The sequence below is a fragment of the Streptomyces sp. NPDC006997 genome, assembly GCF_040635175.1.
Lineage (GTDB): Bacteria > Actinomycetota > Actinomycetes > Streptomycetales > Streptomycetaceae > Streptomyces.
In genome coordinates this window covers 69,086-87,586 of sequence record NZ_JBEYHH010000015.1, presented here as the reverse complement: position 1 = coordinate 87,586, position 18,501 = coordinate 69,086, and the positions used below count along the sequence as shown (strand labels likewise).

Annotated in this window: 6 protein-coding genes; 5 read left to right on the top strand and 1 reads right to left on the bottom strand. The window is 74.4% G+C overall.

What is annotated here, in order from left to right:
• Positions 1-23 precede the first annotated feature (23 nt).
• Positions 24-1,058: a ParB N-terminal domain-containing protein gene (locus tag ABZ659_RS16915; RefSeq protein WP_360219738.1), complete on the top strand. Its 1,035-nt coding sequence runs from the start codon at positions 24-26 to the stop codon at positions 1,056-1,058.
• Between the two features lie 120 nt (positions 1,059-1,178).
• Positions 1,179-1,391, top strand: a complete 213-nt coding sequence (locus ABZ659_RS16910) for an MbtH family protein (RefSeq protein WP_360219735.1) — start codon at positions 1,179-1,181, stop codon at positions 1,389-1,391.
• A gap of 45 nt (positions 1,392-1,436) precedes the next feature.
• On the opposite strand, the gene ccrA is transcribed toward ABZ659_RS16910, so the two are convergent.
• Positions 1,437-2,786, bottom strand: a complete 1,350-nt coding sequence (ccrA, locus tag ABZ659_RS16905) for a crotonyl-CoA carboxylase/reductase (protein ID WP_360219732.1) — start codon at positions 2,784-2,786, stop codon at positions 1,437-1,439.
• 378 nt (positions 2,787-3,164) lie between these two features.
• On the opposite strand from ccrA, the gene ABZ659_RS16900 reads away from it, so the two are divergent.
• From ABZ659_RS16900 to ABZ659_RS16890, 3 genes are read left to right on the top strand one after another with little or no spacing between them, the layout of a single operon-like run.
• Positions 3,165-11,879 carry an SDR family NAD(P)-dependent oxidoreductase gene (locus ABZ659_RS16900; RefSeq protein ID WP_360219729.1) on the top strand — a complete coding sequence of 2,905 codons (8,715 nt, stop codon included), beginning with the start codon at positions 3,165-3,167 and terminating at the stop codon, positions 11,877-11,879.
• A complete protein-coding gene (locus tag ABZ659_RS16895) occupies positions 11,876-15,169 on the top strand; it encodes a beta-ketoacyl synthase N-terminal-like domain-containing protein (protein WP_360219726.1) in 3,294 nt (1,097 codons plus the stop codon). The genes ABZ659_RS16900 and ABZ659_RS16895 overlap by 4 nt, the downstream gene beginning before the upstream one ends.
• Positions 15,166-18,501, top strand: a complete 3,336-nt coding sequence (locus ABZ659_RS16890; protein ID WP_360219723.1) for an amino acid adenylation domain-containing protein — start codon at positions 15,166-15,168, stop codon at positions 18,499-18,501. The genes ABZ659_RS16895 and ABZ659_RS16890 overlap by 4 nt, the downstream gene beginning before the upstream one ends.

Genomic DNA, 18,501 nt, shown 5'->3' with positions numbered 1-18,501 from the left:
GAGAACTACGGAGGAACTACCTCGTGTCCGAAGCCCGGGCCGGTGAAGAGCCGCAGTCACCCACCAACGAACCCGTCGTTTCCCAGCAGACGCACTTAGTCCCCGTCAACTCCCTGGTGGCAGCCGACTCACCGCGGCTGACGGGGGAGGTCGAGGAGCACGCCAGGACGCTCGCCGAGTCGGAGGCCGCCCTGCCGCCCATCGTCGTCCACCGGCCCACCATGCGGGTCGTCGACGGGATGCACCGGCTGCGGGCGGCCGTGCTCCGCGGGGACGACGTCATCGAGGCCCGGTTCGTGGAGGGCTCCGCGCAGGACGCCTTCGTCCTCGCCGTCAAACTCAACGCCGAACACGGGATGCCGCTGTCCCGGCAGGACCGGGTGGCCGCCGCGGTGCGCATCGTGGAGAGCCACCCGGCCTGGTCCGACCGGCGGATCGCCGCCGTCACCGGCCTGTCCCCGGGGATGGTGGGATCGCTGCGCGCCCGCTCCGGCAACGCCCCCCAACTGGCCCTGCGCATCGGACGGGACGGCCGCCACCGCCCGGTCAACGGGGCCGCCGGACGGCTGGCCGCCAGCAAGGTCATCGCCGAGAGCCCGAACGCCTCGCTGCGGGAGATCGCGAGCAGGGCCGGCATAGCGGTGGCCACCGCACGGGACGTACGCAAGCGGATCCGGCTCGGCCAGGACCCGGTGACGCCGCGGCTGGCCCTCAGCATGAAGGTCGGCGACGACTCCGGCGAGCGGTCCGACGAGGCCGCGGCGGCGCCGCTGGGCCTGGAGACCACGCTGTCCAGTATGCGCCGGGACCCCTCGCTGCGGATGTCGCAGGTCGGGCGGACGCTGCTGCAACTGCTGCGCACCCATCTGCTCACCACGGAGCAGCGCCAGGACCTCATCAACGGCATCCCCGCCCACCGCGCCGCCGACGTGGCGCAGATGGCCCGGCTCTGCGCCTCCCGGTGGCTCCAGTTCGCCCGCGACGTCGAGGGCAGGCTCCCTGCCGCTGAGACCGGAGCGGGGCAGCAGCAGGTACGGCACCTCTCGCGCGGCGCCTGAGCCCCCGGGTACCGGCCGACACTCCCGCCGCGGGCCGACGGCGCCCGCACCGAGACACCACCCACGACCCAGGACGCACGGCCGGCGACCCCAGCGGCGCCGGTCGGGAGGGGACCCGAGATGGCCAGCCCGTTCGACGACCAGCAGGCGCGATACCTCGTGATCGTCAACGCCGAGAACCAGCACTCGCTCTGGCCCGCGTTCGCCGCGGTGCCCGACGGGTGGACCGTGGCGCACCAGGAGGCGGGGCACCGGGAGTGCCTGGAGTACATCGAGCGCGCCTGGACCGACATGCGGCCCGGCAGTCTGGTCACCGCGGTCAGCGGGGACTGAGGCGGGGACCGGCGGCGGCGCCCGGCGGGCGCCGCCCGCCCTCCGCTACCCGGCCACGGGTTCGGGCTCGGTACGGAACCGGTTGATCGCGGCCTCGTGACGCGCCCGCAGTTCCACGTCCCGCACCCCGAGCCCCTCCTGCGGAGCGAGGCACAGCACACCGACCTTGCCCTGGTGCCGGTTGTGGTGGACGTCGTACACCGCCTGCGGGGTCTGCTCCAGCGGCACCACGCGGGAGAGGGTGGGGTGGACGCGCCCCTTGGTGATGAGCCGGTTCGCCTCCCACGCCTCCCGGTAGTTGGCGAAGTGGGTGCCGACGATCCGCTTGAGGTGCATCCACAGGTAGCGGTTGTCGTACGTGTGCTCGTAGCCGCTGGTGGAGGCGCAGCTGACGATGGTGCCGCCGCGGCGCGCCACGAACACGCTCGCCCCGAACGTCTCCCGGCCGGGGTGCTCGAAGACGATGTCCGGGTCGTCGCCACCGGTCAGTTCCCGGATCCGGGACCCGAACCGCCGCCACTCACGCAGGTCCTGGGTGTGCTCGTCGGACCAGAAGCGGTACCCCTCCGCCGACCGGTCGATCACCAGCTCCGCGCCCATCCGACGGCACACCTCCGCCTTGCGCGGGCTGGACACCACGCACACCGGCGTGCCCCCGCCGTTGAGGACGAGCTGGGTGGCGTACGAGCCGAGACCGCCGGACGCGCCCCAGATCAGCACCGTGTCGCCCTGCTTCATGCGCGCCCCGTTGGGCGACACGAGCTGCCGGTAGGCGGTGGAGTTGACCAGGCCGGAGGCGGCGGCCTCCTCCCAGGTGAGGTGGTCCGGCTTCGGCATCAGCTGGTTCGCCTTGACCAGCGCCAGCTCGGCCAGCCCGCCGAAGTTGGTCTCGAACCCCCAGATCCGCTGCTCCGGGTCGAGCATCGCGTCGGCGTGCCCGTCGGGGTGGTCCAGCTCCACCGACAGGCAGTGCGCCACCACCTCGTCGCCGGGGCGCCAGGCGGTCACCCCGTCACCGCAGCGCAGCACCACCCCGGCCAGGTCGGAGCCGAGCACGTGGTACGGCAGGTCGTGCCGCGCCGCCTGCGGTGACGTCTTCCCGTACCGGGACAGGAAGCGGAACGTCGGCATCGGCTCGAAGATCGACGACCACACGGTGTTGTGGTTGATCCCGCTGGCCATCACCGCGACGAGTACCTCGCCCGCGGCGGGCCGCGGTACGGCGACCTCGTCGAGGTGCAGCGACGCGCGCGGGTCCTTGTCCCTGCCGTCGAGTCCGTCGAACATCGCGACCTCGTCGGCGTGCAGCGTGACGCCCCGGCAGAAATCGGGCACCGGAAGGGCCGCGACGGCCCCTGGCTCACCGGCCAGGATCGCGTCGAGGATCTTCTGCATCTTTCGGGCCTTTCGTTCGGAGAAAAAGGACATGCAAGAATTGCGGGATTCGCGAATCATTCATGCTGCACTCGGTCGCCGTACGAGTCCAGCGAGCCGTTAAGCGCCGTACCGCGCCGGGTGTTCAAGTGTCCGGGACGGCCAGTTGAACACCCCGGCTTCCGGCCGTCCCGCCACCGGTAGTCAGACGTTCCCGCAGGGCCTCAAACGCTGGCGGAGCGGTCCTCAACAGACGGCTGAAATCCGCTTGAGAACTCGAATGCTTTGACGATGCGGGTGTGCTCGTGGATGCTGACTTGCCGAGCAGGACAGACCTTTCCGGAATTCAATTCCGGAAAGGGCTCTCCCGTAGGTTGTCCAAAGTGAGAGGACGGTTTGATGCCGGGCCCCGATTCCGAATCGCTCGTCGATCATTTCCGAGCGGCCTTCGGTGAGAACCCGCGGTTCCAGACCTTCCGGTTCCTCGTGGACGGTGAGGGAGAGCCGCAGTGCCTGACCAACGCCGAGGTCGACCTGCGGGCGCGCGCCATCGCCGCCGTCCTGCGCGAACGCTTCCCGGTGGGGGAGCGGGCGCTGATCCTGTGCCCGGCCGGGCTGGACTACATGGTGTCCTTCTTCGCCTGCCTGTACGCGGGCATCATCGCCGTCCCCGCCTACCCGCCGGACCCGGCGTTCCTCAAGCGGACCCTGCCGCGGCTGGTCGCCGTCATGGAGGACGCCGAGCCGGTGGTGATCCTCGCCCCGGCGAAGACCGTCGCCCTGGCCGACTCCTTCGCCGAACACGCCCCGGCGCTGCGGGACATCACCTGGGTCGCGGTCGACGACCTGGACACCGCGGCGGCCGACGGCTGGCGCCACCCCGGCACCCGCCGGGACGACATCGCCTTCCTCCAGTACACCTCCGGCTCCACCAGCCGTCCCAAGGGCGTGATGGTCAGCCACGGCAACCTGCTGCACAACTTCGACGCCATGAACGGCAGGTTCTTCTCCGAGGACCCCGACCCGCACGTGGTGAGCTGGCTGCCGCCCTTCCACGACATGGGCCTGATCTTCGCCCTGCTCACCCCGGCCTACGCCGGGTTCCCGGTCACGTTCATGGCGCCGTACTCCTTCCTCAAGCGCCCGTTCCGCTGGCTGAAGGCGCTCTCCGACACCGGGGGGACCGCCAGCGCCGCGCCCAACTTCGCCTACGACCTCGCGGTGGCCAAGGTGACGCCGCAGGAGCGCGAGACGCTGGACCTGAGCCGGTGGCGGGTGGCCGCCAACGGCGCGGAGCCGGTGCGGCGGGAGACCCTGGAGCGCTTCTCCGCCGCCTTCGCCGACTGCGGGTTCCGGCCCGCCGCGCACGCGCCGTCCTACGGCCTCGCCGAGGGCACCCTGATGGTCTCCACCAGCGACCCGCTGACCGACCCGGTCTGGCGCGACCTGACGCCGGACGCCCTGGCGGCGGGCTCGGCCGTGGACGCCGCGCCGGGCGAGCCGTCCCGGACGCTGCTGGGCTGCGGCTACTCGGTGCTCGACCAGCGGGTGGTGATCGCGGACCCGGAGACCCGCACCGCCGTGCCGGAGGGCCGGATCGGCGAGATCTGGGTGGCCGGGCCGAGCATCGCCCACGGCTACTGGCGCCGGGGCCCGGAGACCGAGGAGACCTTCCGCGCCCAGCTGGCCGACACCGGCGAGGGCCCCTTCCTGCGCACCGGCGACCTCGGCTTCGTGGACGGTCCCGAGCTGTACGTCACCGGCCGCCGCAAGGACGTCGTCATCATCGCGGGCCGCAACCACTACCCGCAGGACATCGAACGCACCGTGGAGGAGGTGGACCGCGGGCTGCGCCCGGGCTGCGGGGTGGCGGGCTCCCGGGACATCGGCGGCGAGGAGCGGCTGATCGTCGTCCAGGAGTACCGCGGCAGCAAGGATCCCGCGGAACACCAGCGGGTCATCGCCGCGATCCGGGCGGAACTCGCCCGGGAGCACAGCCTCCAGGCGTTCGCGGTCGCCCTGGTGCGGGCGGGCACCGTGCCGAAGACGTCCAGCGGCAAGCTCCAGCGCTCCGCCTGCCTGGACGCCTTCATGGACGACAGCCTCAAGGCGGTCGCCGTCTGGCGGCAGGACCGGGACGGCGCGCTGCCCACGGCACCCGCCGCGTCCGCCGCGCCCGCCGCGCCCGCCGCGTCCGTCGCGCCCGCCGCGCCCGCCGCGCCCACGGCGCCCGTCGTGACCGCCGTCGAGATCGAGGGGTGGCTGCGGGAGGCGCTGGCCGACGCGGTCAGCAGCCGGGCCCAGGACATCGACCCCGCCCTGCCGTTCGCCTCGTACGGCCTGCAGTCGGTGCAGATGGTCACGATGGCCGGTGACCTCGAACGCCACCTCGGCCGCCCGGTGGACGCCACCGCGGCGTGGCAGCACCCCACCGTGGAGAAACTCGCCCGGCACCTGGCGGGCGGGCCGGGTACGGCGGACGCGCCGGAGGCTGGCACGGGCGCCGCGCCTGGCACCGGCACAGGCACCGCGCCTGACACCGCCACCGTCGTCGTGCCGGCCCCCGACGCCGCCGCCCAGCCCGGCGAAGGCGCCGCCGAGCCCGTAGCCGTCGTCGGTATCGGCTGCCGCTTCCCCGGCGGGGCCGACGGGCCGGACCGCTTCTGGCGGCTGCTGAGCGAGGGCCGCGACGCGGTCACCGAGGTGCCCGCGGAGCGCTGGAAGACCGAGGACTTCAGCGCCGACGACCCCAAGACCCCCGGCCGCACCAACAGCCGCTGGGGCGGTTTCCTGGCGGACGTCGACCAGTTCGACCGCGGCTTCTTCGGCATCGCGCGCCAGGAGGCCGCGCGCATGGACCCGCAGCAGCGGCTGCTCGCCGAGGTCGCCTTCGAGGCGCTGGAGGACGCCGGGCTGCCCGCCGACCGGCTCGCCGGCTCACCGACCGGCGTGTTCGTCGGCATCTCCTCCTTCGACTACGCCGCGCACCAACTGCGCGACCTGGACGCCATCGACGCCTACACCGGCACCGGCAGCGCGCTGAGCATCTCCGCCAACCGCCTGTCGTACCTGCTGGACCTGCGCGGCCCCAGCATGGCCGTCGACACCGCGTGCTCCTCCTCGCTGGTCTCGGTCCTCCAGGCCGCCGCGAGCCTCGCCCAGGGCGACTGCGACCTGGCGCTGGCCGGTGGGGTGAACCTGGTGCTGTCCCCGGCGCTCGCCATCAACTTCAGCAAGGCGGGCGTGATGTCCGCCGACGGCCGCTGCAAGCCCTTCGACGCCAGCGCCAACGGCTACGTCCGCTCCGAGGGCGCCGGGATCGTCGTCCTCAAGCCGCTCAGCCGCGCGCTCGCCGACGGCGACCGGGTCTACGCCGTGATCCGCGGCGGCGCCGTCAACTCCGACGGCGCCAGCAACGGCCTCATGGCCCCCAACCCGCAGGCCCAGGAAGCCGTCCTGCGCGCCGCCTACACCCGCGCCGGGGTCCGCCCGGCGGACGTGCGCTACGTCGAGGCGCACGGCACCGGCACCATCCTGGGCGACCCGATCGAGGCCAAGGCGCTCGGCGCCGTCCTCGGCGAGGGCCGCGACCCGGAACGGCCGTGCCTGATCGGCTCGGTGAAGTCCAACGTCGGGCACATGGAGTCGGCCGCGGGCATCGGCGGTCTGATCAAGACCGCCCTGGTGCTGCACCACCGCACCGTGCCGCCGACCGTGCACTACCGCGAGCCCAACCCGCACATCCCCTTCGACGCGCTGCCGCTGCGGGTGGCGGACGCCCTCCAGCCGTGGCCCGACCACGACGGCCCCGCCCTCGCGGGCGTCAGCTCCTTCGGCTTCGGCGGCACCAACGCCCACGTCGTCCTCCAGGAGGCGCCGCCCACCCCCGCCGCCGCCCCGCCCGCACCCGACGGCGCGGTGCTGCTGCCCGTTTCGGCCCGCGACGAGGGCGCGCTGCGCGAGCTGGCCGCCCGCTACGAGACCCTCCTGGCCGACGCCGGGGACGGCCTCACCCCCGGCGTCCTCGCCTCGGCGGCGGCGCTGCGCCGCACCCACCACGAGCACCGGCTGGCCGCCACCGGCAGCACCCTCGGCGAACTGCGCGCCGCCCTGGCCGCCTTCGGCCGCGGCGAGCAGAGCACCGGGCTCGCCTCCGGCGTCCGGCGCGTCGGCTGGCGCCCCCGGCCGGTGTTCGTGTTCTCCGGGCAGGGCCCCCGCTGGTGGCCGGTCGCCGCCGACCTGCTCGACGGCGCACACGGCGAACCGGCGTTCCGCGCCGTCGTCGAACGCGCCGACGCGCTGCTGCGCCGCCACACCGACTGGTCGCTCCTCGACCAGCTCACCGCCGACCCCGACCGCTCCCGGCTGTCGGACACCGCCGTCGGCCAGCCCGCGCTCGTCGCCGTGCAGATCGCCCTCGCCACGCTGTGGCGGTCCTGGGGCGTGGAACCGGCCGCCGTCCTCGGGCACAGCGTCGGCGAGATCGCCGCCGCGCACGTGGCGGGCGCGCTGTCCCTGGAGGACGCCCTCGTCGTCGCGCTGCACCGCGGCACCGCCCTGCACACCGCCGCGGGCAAGGGCCGGATGGCCGTCGTCGGCCTCTCCCTGGACGAGGCGCGGCGGCTGCTCGACGAGCGCAAGCCCGGACCGGTGTGGGTGGCCGCCGCCAACAGCCCCGGCGCCACCGTCCTGTCCGGCGAGAGCGCCGCCCTGACGGCGCTGGCCGCCACCCTGGAGGCCGAGGGCGTCTACTGCCGGCTCCTGGAGTCCGTCGACTTCGCCTCCCACTGCCCGCTGATGGAACCCGTCGCGGCCGAACTGTGGCGGCTGCTGTCCGGCCTGACCCCGCGCGTCGCCGCCCTCCCGATGCTCTCCACCGTCACCGGCGAGCCCGTCGCCGGTGACCGGCTCGACGCGGAGTACTGGGCCGCCAACCTCACCCGCCCGGTGCTGTTCGACACCGCCGTCACCGCGCTCGCCGAGTCCGGGCACGACGTGTTCGTCGAACTCTCCCCGCACCCGATGCTCACCGACGCCATGACCGAGCGGCTGTCCTCGTACGAGCACACGGTCACCGTGTCCTCGCTGCGCCGCGACGGCTCCGGCCGGGCCGCCGTGCTGACCGGGCTCGGACAGCTCTACAGCGCCGGGTTCCCGGTCGACTGGACCCGCGTGTACGGCACGTCCGGCCCGCTGCCCGCCCTGCCCACGTATCCGTGGCAGCGCACCCGGTGCTGGTTCGGCCAGGACACCGCCGTACGCCGTGCCGTCTGGGACGGCCACCCCGTGCTGCGCTCCTTCACACGCTCCGCGGTCGCCCCGCACGCCGAGCACTGGTCCGCGCCCGTGGACCTGGAAGGCTTCGGCTACCTCAAGGACCACCAGCTCGTCGGCGGCCCCGTACTCCCCGCGAGCCTGGTCCTGGACGCCGCGCTCGCCGCCGCCCGCACCCGGCTCGGGCCGGACGCGGCCGTCACCGACCTGCACCTGACCCGGCTGACCCCGGTGCCCGACCGGTGCGCCGACGCCACCGTGCAGCTCGTCCTCCAGCCGGAGACCGCCGAGACCGGCTCGGTACGCCTGTTCAGCCGCGCCGGGGAGGACGACGACTGGGCACCCGCCGCCCACGGCTCCTGCCACCGCGCCGCCGGGCACGAACACTCCGGCGCCGTGCCGCTGGCCGAGCTGCGCGCCCGCTGCGCCGACGCCGTCGACGCCCGCGACCACTACGCCGCGCTGCACCGCTCCGGCCTGCGGTACGGACCGGCGTTCCAGGGCATCGCGGAGCTGTGGCGCGGCTCCGGCGAGGCCCTCGCCCGGCTGCGCGACGCGACGGAACTGACCGACGACCGCGGCGCCCACCTCGTCCACCCGGCCGTCCTGGACAGCGCCCTGCAGGTCCTGGGCGCGGCCCTCGGGGCCCACCAGCCGTCCCCGGACCGCACCTACCTGCCGGTGCGGGTGGGCCACTTCACCCTCCTCACCGACCGCGCCGCACCCCGCTGGGCCCATGCCACGGTCCCCGCGCCGGGACCGGACGCCGACGAGATCACCGACGCCACGGTGGTGCTGTACGACGACTCCGGCACCGTCCTCGGCGAGCTGACCGGGGTCGCCCTGCGCGCGGCGCACCGCGCGGACGCCGGTGACCCGGCCGGGCGGGACCTGTACCGGATCGACTGGGCCGAACCGGCCGCCGACGAGCCGGCCCCCTCGGCCCGGCCCGGCCGGTGGCTGCTGCTCGCCGACCGCGGCGGCGTCGGCACCGGCGTCGAGGCCGCGCTCACCGCCCGCGGCGGCACCTGCGTGACCGTGACCGCCGGACCCGGATACCGCCGTACGGCACCCGGCCGGTACGAGATCGACCCCGCCAGCCCGGACGACCTCGCCGCCCTGCTGGCCGACGTCACGGCGTCCGACGCCCTCGACGGTGTCGTGGACGCCCGGGTCCTGGACCTCGGCCTGGCCGAGGACGCCACCGTCGAGCAGGTCGTCGACGCGCAGGACGCCGCCTGCGTGCCCGTCCTGCACCTGGTGCAGCGCCTCGCCGCCGCCGCGCCGGAGCCGACGCCCCGTCTGGTGCTGCTCACCCGGGGCGCCCAGCAGGCCGACGACGCCGACCGGCCCGCCGTCGCCCAGTCACCGCTGTGGGGTCTGGCCCGGGTCATCGGCCTGGAACACGGCGAGCTGCGCCCGCTGGTCGTCGACCTCGACCCGGCCCGCCCCGCCGACGAGGCCGAGCACGTCGTGGCGGAGCTGCTCCGCGGCGGCGACGACGACCAGGTGGCCCTGCGCGCCGGAGCCCGCCGCACCCCGGCCCTGCGGCCCTGGAAGGACAACGGCACCGGACAGCGGGAGCCGCGGTGGTCCTTCGACGCCGACCGGGACGGCAACCACCGCCTCCTCGCGGCACGTCCGGGCCTGCTGTCCAGCCTGCGGTCGACCCTGTGGGACCGGACCCCGCCCGGGCCCGGCCAGGTGGAGATCGAGGTGGCCGCGGCGGGCCTGAACTTCAGCGACGTGCTCAAGGCGCTGAACACCTACCCGGGCGCCGAGGGCGTCGTGCCGCTGGGCGCCGAGTGCGCGGGCCGGATCAGCGCCGTCGGCGAGGGCGTGACGCAGTACCGGGTCGGGGACCCGGTGATCGCGGTCGGCGGCAGCAGCATGGCCGCCTTCACCACCGTCGCCGCCGACCTGGCCGCCCCGCTGCCCGAGGGACTCACCCCCGAGCAGGGCGCCGCGCTGCCCATCGCGTTCCTCACCGCCGTGCACGCCCTGGAGCGGCTCGCCCGCCTCCGCAAGGGCGAGAAGGTGCTCATCCACTCCGCGACCGGCGGTGTCGGCCTCGCCGCCCTCCAGGTCGCCCAGCGCAACGGCGCCCAGGTCTACGCCACCGCGGGCACCGAGGAGAAACGCGCGCTGCTGCGCTCCCTCGGCGTGGAGCACGTGACGGACTCCCGCTCCCTCGCCTTCGCCGACGAGATCGAGCGGGCCACCGACGGACGCGGCGTGGACGTGGTGCTCAACTCGACCACCGGCGAGGCCCTGGTCCGCAGTATGCGGCTGCTGGCGCCCGGCGGCCGGTTCGTGGAGATCGGCAAGCGGGACATCCACGACGACAGCCACATCGGCCTGGGCTTCTTCAAGGACAACCGGGCGTTCTTCGCCGTCGACCTGGAACGCAGCATCCGCGAGCGGGACGACCTCGTCCCGGAACTCCTGCACGAGGTCACCCAGGGCTTCGCCCGCGGCGAGTTCACCGCGCTGCCGGTGACCGTCCACCCGTACGCCGAGTCCGCCGCCGCGTTCACCGCGATGGCCCGGGCCCAGCACACCGGCAAGCTCGTGCTCCGACCCGACCCGCGGGAACAGGTCACCACGGGCCCGGAGCGGGCCCCCGTCCGGCCGGGCGCGACCTACCTGATCACCGGCGGTCTGGGCGCCCTCGGCCTGGAGACCGCCCGCTACCTGACCGAGCAGGGCGCCCGGCACCTGGTGCTGGTCGGCCGCAGCGCCCCGTCGCCCGAGGCGGAACGGGCGGTGGCAGCGCTGCGCGCCACGGCCGAGGTGAGCACCGTACGCGCCGACCTGTCGCGGTACGACGCCGTGGCGGAGGTCGTCGCCCGGATCGACGGCGAGATGCCGCCGCTCGCGGGAGTCGTGCACGCCGCCGGTGTCCTGGACGACGGACTGCTGACCGGACTGGACCGGGACCGGTTCCGCGCGACCGCCGCGCCGAAGTCCCTCGCCGCCTGGCACCTGCACCGCGCCACCGCCGACCGCGAGCTGGACTTCTTCGTCCTGTACTCGTCCGCCGCCGCGGTACTCGGCTCGCCCGGCCAGGGCAACTACGCCGCCGCCAGCGCCTTCGTCGACGCCCTCGCCCACCACCGCAGGTCGCTCGGCCTGCCCGCGCTGAGCATCGACTGGGGTCCCTGGTCGCGGATCGGCCTGGCGGCCCGGCCCGACCGCGGCGGCGCGCTCGCCACCCGTGGCGTGCGGAGCATCAGCCCCGAACAGGGCATCGCCACCCTGGACCTGCTGCTGCGCGGCTCCGCGACCCAGGTGTGCGTGCTCCCGCTGGACCGCGACGCCCTGCGCGGCCACCCCGCCGCGGGCCTGCTGCGCACCCTCGCCGACCGGCCCGAGCGGACCGGGGCCGAGGCGCAGGACGACGTACGGCGCCGGATGCTCGCGGTCGAGCCCGGCCGCCGCCGCAGGGCGGTGCTGACCGAGCACTGCAAGGCCCTCGCGGCCCGCGTCGTGGGCGGCCAGCCGGCCGCGATCGACAGCAGCGCCCCGTTCACCGCCATGGGCTTCGACTCCCTGCTCTCCCTGGAGCTGCGCGTGGGCCTCGAATCCTCCCTCGCCCTCTCCCTGCCCTCGACCGTGACCTGGCGCTTCCCCACCATCGACCAGCTCGTGCCGTTCCTGGCCGAGCGCATGGAGATCGAGCTGGAGACCGCGCCCGAACCGGTGCGGCAGCCCGCGCCCGCCACCCCGGAAGCCGTCGAGGAGGACGGCCCGCCGGACCTCGACACGATGTCAGCCGCCGAACTCGAAGCGCTGCTGCTGGCCAAGACGAAGCAGATCGACGAAGGAGGCCGGCCATGACGGAACCGGGCCAGGACGGCGTGTCCGCCGCCACGCTCAAGCGCGCCTATCTGACCATGGCGCGACTGCAACGCCAGGTCGAGGAGTACGAGCGGGCCAGGAGCGAACCGATCGCCATCGTCGGCGTCGGCTGCCGCTTCCCCGGCGGCGTCACCGACACCGACACCTACTGGCGGCTGCTCACCGACGGCGTCGACGCCATCCGCGACATCCCCGCCGACCGCTGGGACAACGACGCCTTCTACGACGAGGAGCGCGGCAAGCCGGGCACCATCAACACCCGCTCCGGCGGCTTCCTGGACCGCATCGACCAGTTCGACCACGACTTCTTCGGCATCTCCCGGCGCGAGGCGCTGGCCATGGACCCCCACCAGCGGCTGACCCTCGAAGTGGCCTGGGAGGCGCTGGAGAACGCCGGGCAGGCGCCCTCCGCGCTGGCCGGGAGCCGTACCGGCGTCTTCATGGGCGTGGCGACCTCGGACTACGTCACCGCGCAGATCCGGCACATCGAGGACGTCAGCGCCTACACCAGCTCGGGCGCCGCCCTCAGCTTCATCCCCGGCCGCATCGCCTACCTCCTCGACCTGCGCGGCCCCAACTTCGCCGTGGACACCGCCTGTTCCTCCTCGCTGGTCGCGGTGCACCAGGCGTGCCAGAGCCTGCGCACGGGGGAGTGCGACACCGCGCTCGCGGGTGGCGTCAACGTGGTGATGTCGCCGGTGCTGCTGGTGTCCCAGTCGCAGTTCGGGTCGGTGTCCCGGCAGGGCCGGGCGATGACCTTCTCCGACAGCGCGGACGGCTACGTGCGCGGCGAGGGCTGCGGAGTCGTCGTCCTCAAGCGGCTCTCCGACGCCGTGCGGGACGGCGACCGCGTGCTGGCCCTGGTCCGCGGCGGCGCCGTCAACCAGGACGGCCGCAGCTCCGGCATCACCGCGCCCAACGGGGCGGCCCAGCGCGAGGTGTACCGGGCCGCCCTCGACGCCAGCGGCGTCAAGCCGCACCAGGTCGGCCTCATCGAGACGCACGGCACCGGCACCCGGCTCGGCGACCCGATCGAGGCCGAGTCGCTCGCCGACGTCTACGGACGGCCGGACGGCGACCCCGTCTACCTCGGCGCCGTCAAGACCAACCTCGGCCACCTGGAGGCCGCGGCCGGAGCCGCCGGGCTCATCAAGGCCGCGCTCTGCCTGGCGCACGGCGAGATCCCGCCCAACCTGCACTTCACCAAGCTCAACGCGAACATCTCCTTCGAGGGCACCACCTTCGCCGTCCCCACCCGGGTCACCCCCTGGCCGGAGTCGGAGGAGCCGCGGTTCGCGGCCGTGAGCAGCTTCGGGCTCAGCGGCACCAACGCCCACCTGATCCTGCAACAGGCACCGGCGGCCCCCGCGCCCGCCCCCGACGAGCGCCGCCCCGCCTCGGTGCTGCCGCTGTCGGCCAGGAGCGAGACCGCCCTCGCCCACCTCGCCCGCCGCTACCAGGACCGCCTCACCGCCGCGGACGACACTCCGCTGGCCGACCTGTGCCACACCGCGGGCACCGGCCGCTCCCGGTTCCGGCACCGGCTCGCCGCCGTGGGTGGCACCCGCCAGGAGGTCGCCGACCAGCTGGCGGCCTTCCTGCGCGGCGAGAGCGCCCCCGGACTGGTCCACGACGAGGCCGAGAACACCGAGGTCGTCTTCCTCTTCACCGGCCAGGGCGCCCAGCGCCCCGGCATGACGGCCCGCCTCTACGAGACCCAGCCCACCTTCCGCGAGGCGATCGACACCTGCGCCGGGATCCTGGAGCCGCTGCTCGAACGGCCGCTGCTGTCCGTGCTCTACCCGGCGGACCCCGACGACGGCCGGATCAACGACACCGCCTACGCCCAACCCGCCACGTTCGCCGTGGAGTACGCGATGGCGGCGCTGTGGCGGTCCTGGGGCGTCGAACCGGCCGCCGTCCTCGGCCACAGCTTCGGCGAGATCGTCGCCGCCTGCGTCGCGGGCGCCATGTCGCTGGAGGACGGCCTGCGGTTCACCGTCGACCGGGCCCGCATCATCCAGGAGTTCTGCAAGCCCGGCACGATGGCCGCGGTGTTCGCGCCCGAGGCGGAGGTCGCCGCCCGGATCGCCGACGACCCCGACCGGATCTCCATCGCCGCCGTCAACGGCCCCGCCAACACCACCATCTCCGGGGAGCGGGAGCTGGTGGAGGAGGTCTGCGCCGACTTCGCCGCCCGCGGGATCACCGTCAAGTCGCTGCGCATCGCCTCCGCGGGCCACTCACCGCTGATGGACCCGGTGGTCGACCCGCTGCGCGACGCCGCCCGGAAGATCACCTTCAACGCCCCCGCCATCCCGCTCGTCTCCAACGTCACCGGCGAGCTGTGGCCGTGGGACCAGGCGCCCGAGGCCGACTACTGGTGCCGCCACGTCCGGCAGGCGGTGCGGTTCGCCGACGGGGTGCGCACCCTGCACGACCTGGGCTACCGCGCCTTCGTGGAGGTCGGCCCCGCTCCCACGCTGCTCGGCCTGGTCAGCGACACGCTGCCCGCCGACCACGACGACCTGCTGCTGCCCAGCCTGCGCCCGCGCACCGACGACTGGGAGGTGCTGCTGCCCACCGTCGCCGCCCTGTACGCGCGCGGCGCAAGCGTCGACTGGGCGGGCTTCGACCAGGACTACACCCGGTCGAGGGCCGCGCTGCCCACCTACCCGTTCGACCCGACCGAGTGCTGGCAGCCGCCCAGGCCCTGGCACGACGGCGCCGCCCCCGCCCCCCGCTCCGAGGACGGGGCATCCGTCGACGCCCCCCGCGAGGAGACCGAGAAGGCCCCGGCCCGGCGCCGCGGCAGGCGCAAGCAGAGCCCGATCCCCACGGCCGAGGAGCTGCTGGGCCTGCCGGAGGCGGAGCGCCTGCCCACGCTCACCGACCGGTTCGTGCTCGTCGTCAGGAACGTGCTCGGCTCGGCGTCCGCCTCCGTCGGCGTGGACGAGCAGCTGACCGGCCTCGGCCTGGACTCGCTGATGGCCGTGGAACTGCGCAACGACATCCAGAGCAGGCTGCGGGTCACCCTCCCGGTCACCGACTTCCTCGGCGGCGCCACCATCCGGACCGTCGCGGAACGCGCCCTCGCCCAGCTCACCGCCGACGGCGCCGCGACACCCGCCCGGGACGGCGGGTCCGCCCGGGGCGCGCGCTCCGCGCCGATCCGCCGCCGACGGCGTACGGAGGACAGCACCGCCGCCGACGTGCTGGCCCAGCTGGACGCCCCCGCCCCCGGCACGACGGGAGAGGACCGGCCGTGACCGACGACCTCGCCACCCGGCTGGCCGCCCTGACCCCCGAGCAACGGGCCCGCTTCGAGGAGCTGATGGCCGAACGCGCCACGGCCGGGGACACCTTCCCGCTGTCCGTGCTGCAACGCGGCACCTGGTTCCTCGAACAGCTCCGGCCGGGGAACCCCGGCTACATCGTGCCCGGCGCCGCCCGTGTCGTCGGGCCGCTGGACGCGACCGTGCTGCGGGCCGCCGTAGCCGAGATCGTGCGCCGCCACGAGGCGCTGCGCACCACCTTCCGCGTCCAGGACGGCGCCCCGGTCCAGGTCGTCCACCCCGAACTGACCGTGGACGTCCCCGAGACCGACCTGCGCGGCGAGCGGTTCACGCCCGCCGAGCGGCAGCGCCGGATCGACGAGGCGCTCGCCGAGCCCTTCGACATCACCACCGGCCCGCTGCTGCGGGTACGGCTGCTGCGCACCGGCGCCGACGAGTCGGTGCTGGTGACCGCCATGCACCACCTGATCTCCGACCGCTGGTCCACCGCGGTCTTCCTGACCGAACTCTCCGAGCTGTACGAGGCGTTCGCCGCCGGACGGCCCTCACCGCTGCCCGAACTGGAGATCCAGTACGGCGACTTCTCCGACTGGCAGCACCAGCAGCTCGCCGAGGGCGCCTGGGACGCGGACCTGGCGTACTGGCGCCAGCACCTCGACGGCGCCCCCGCGGCGCTCGACCTGCCCACCGACCGGCCCCGCCCGGCCGTCCAGGGCTTCAACGGCCGCTCCGTCCCCGTCGAACTGCCCGAGCCGCTGATGCGCGCGCTGGGCGCGCTGGCCGGACGGCACGGCGCGACCCCGTACATGGCGCTGCTCGCCGTGCTCCAGATCCTGCTGCACCGCCACAGCGGCCAGGACGACATCGTCGTGGGCGTGCCCATCGCGCAGCGGGACCGCGTCGAGGTCGAGCCGGTGATCGGCTACTTCGTCAACACCCTGGCGATCCGCGCGGAACTGGGCGGCAACCCCTCGTTCAGCACCGTGCTGCACCGGGTCCGGGACGCCTGCCTGGGCGCCTACGCCCACCAGGACGTGCCGTTCGAGCTGGTGGTGGCCGACCTGAAGCTGGCCCGCGACCTCAGCCGCCCGCCGCTGTGCCAGGTCAGCTTCAGCTACGGCCGGGAGCCGGTGCCGCCCCGGGCGCTGGGCGGCGCGCACCTGAGCAGGCTGCCGGTGCGCAGCGAGGGCGCCCGCTTCGACCTGGAGCTCCAGGCGTTCGACAGCGGCGGCGCGCTCACCGGCTGGTTCGAGTACGACCGCGACCTGTTCGACGAGTCCACGGTCGTCCGCCTCGCCGCCCGCTTCCACCGGCTGGCCGAGCAGGCCGCCGCGCACCCCGACACCCCGGTGGACGACTTCGAGCTCCTCGACGACGCCGAACGGCACCTCGTCCTCAGCGAGTGGAACGCCACGGACCACGACTGGGGCACCGAGGACGGCTGGGTCCACCAGTGCGTCGAGGCGCGGGCCCGCCGCCACCCCGACGCCGAGGCGGTCCGCTTCGACGGCGAGTCACTGACCTACGACGCCCTCAACCGCCGTGCCAACCGCCTCGCGCACCGGCTGCGCCGCCACGGCGTCGGCCGCGACACCGTCGTCGGCGTGGCCATGGAACGCTCCCTCGACCTGGTGGTCAGCCTGCTGGCGGTCCTCAAGGCGGGCGGCGCGTACCTGCCGCTCGACCTCGACCTGCCCGAGGCGCGCCTCGCGGCCATCCTCGAGGACGCCCGGCCGCCGGTGGTGCTCACCCACGGCCCGGTGACCGACCGGCTGCCCCCGCTCGACCGCCCCGTCCTCGACACCGACGCCCTCGCCGCCGAACTGGCCGCCGAACCCGAGGACGACCCCGACGTCCCCGTGGACGGCGAGGACCTGGCCTACGTCATCTTCACCTCCGGCTCCACCGGCCGCCCCAAGGGCGTGATGAACGTCCACGCCGCCCTGCGCAACCGGCTGCTGTGGATGCAGGACGCCTACCGCCTCGACGCCTCCGACCGGGTGCTCCAGAAGACCCCGTTCTCGTTCGACGTGTCGGTGTGGGAGTTCTTCTGGCCGCTGCTGAGCGGCGCCACCCTCGTCGTCGCCCGCCCCGGCGGTCACCGCGACAGCGGCTACCTCGCCCAGGTCATCCAGGACGAGGCGATCACCACCGTCCACTTCGTGCCGTCCATGCTCCAGGTCTTCCTCACCGAACCGGTGGAGAAGTGCACCAGCCTGCGCCGGGTCGTATGCAGCGGCGAGGAGCTGACCCGCGACCTGCACGACCGGTTCCTCGCCCGCTCCCAGGCCGACCTGCACAACCTGTACGGCCCCACCGAGGCCGCCATCGACGTCACCGCCTGGCACTGCCGCCCCGACGACACCGACCGGCGCCCCGTCCCCATCGGCCGCCCCATCGCCAACACCCGGCTCTACGTGCTCGACCAGCGGAGCCGCCCGGTGCCCGTCGGCGTGCCCGGCGAACTCCACATCGGCGGGCGGGGACTGGCCCGCGGCTACCTCAACCGCCCCGACCTGACCGCCGAGCGCTTCGTCGACGACCCCTTCGTCCCCGGCGCGCGCGTCTACCGCACCGGCGACCTGGCCCGGTACCGGGCCGACGGTGCCCTGGAGTTCCTCGGCCGGGTCGACCACCAGATCAAGCTGCGCGGCCAGCGCATCGAACTCGGCGAGATCGAGGCGGTGCTGACGGCGCACGAGGCGGTCCGGGAGGCCGTCGTGGTCGCCCGCGAACACGCCCCCGGCGACGTCCGGCTCGCGGCCTACGTGACCCCCGCCGCCGACACCGCCCCGGCCCCCGGCGACCTCGCCACCCACCTGCGGCGCAGTCTCCCCGAGTACATGGTGCCCGCGTCCTTCACCACCCTGGAGCGGCTCCCGCTCACCCCCAGCGGCAAGACCGACCGCAAGGCACTGCCCGCGCCCGAGACCACCCGCCCCGACCTGGGAACCCGGTTCGTCGCCCCCCGCGACGAGACGGAGCACGCCCTCGCCGCCCTCTGGCGCGACCTGCTCGGCGTGGAACGCGTCGGCACCCGCGACAACTTCTTCGACCTCGGCGGGCACTCCCTGCTGATGGCCGAGTTCCGGACCGTCCTCGCCGCCTCCCTCGGCCACGACCTGACCATGGTGGAGCTGTTCCAGCACCCCACGGTCGGCTCACTGGCCGAGTACCTCAGCGGTGCGCGGGCGGCGTCCGGGTCCCGAGACGGCGCCCGCGAGCGCGCCGAGAACCGTCGACAGTCCCGCAACCGGCGGCAGCAGGCAGCCGAACGTCGGGCTCTTTCCCGCGAAGACAGGTGA

What these genes read in the sequence shown, in the direction of transcription:
- ABZ659_RS16910 (WP_360219735.1), top strand. Translation starts at nt 1,179, where the DNA reads ATGGCCAGCCCGTTCGACGACCAGCAGGCGCGATACCTCGTGATCGTC.
- ccrA (WP_360219732.1), bottom strand. Translation starts at nt 2,786, where the DNA reads ATGCAGAAGATCCTCGACGCGATCCTGGCCGGTGAGCCAGGGGCCGTC.
- ABZ659_RS16900 (WP_360219729.1), top strand. Translation starts at nt 3,165, where the DNA reads ATGCCGGGCCCCGATTCCGAATCGCTCGTCGATCATTTCCGAGCGGCC.
- ABZ659_RS16895 (WP_360219726.1), top strand. Translation starts at nt 11,876, where the DNA reads ATGACGGAACCGGGCCAGGACGGCGTGTCCGCCGCCACGCTCAAGCGC.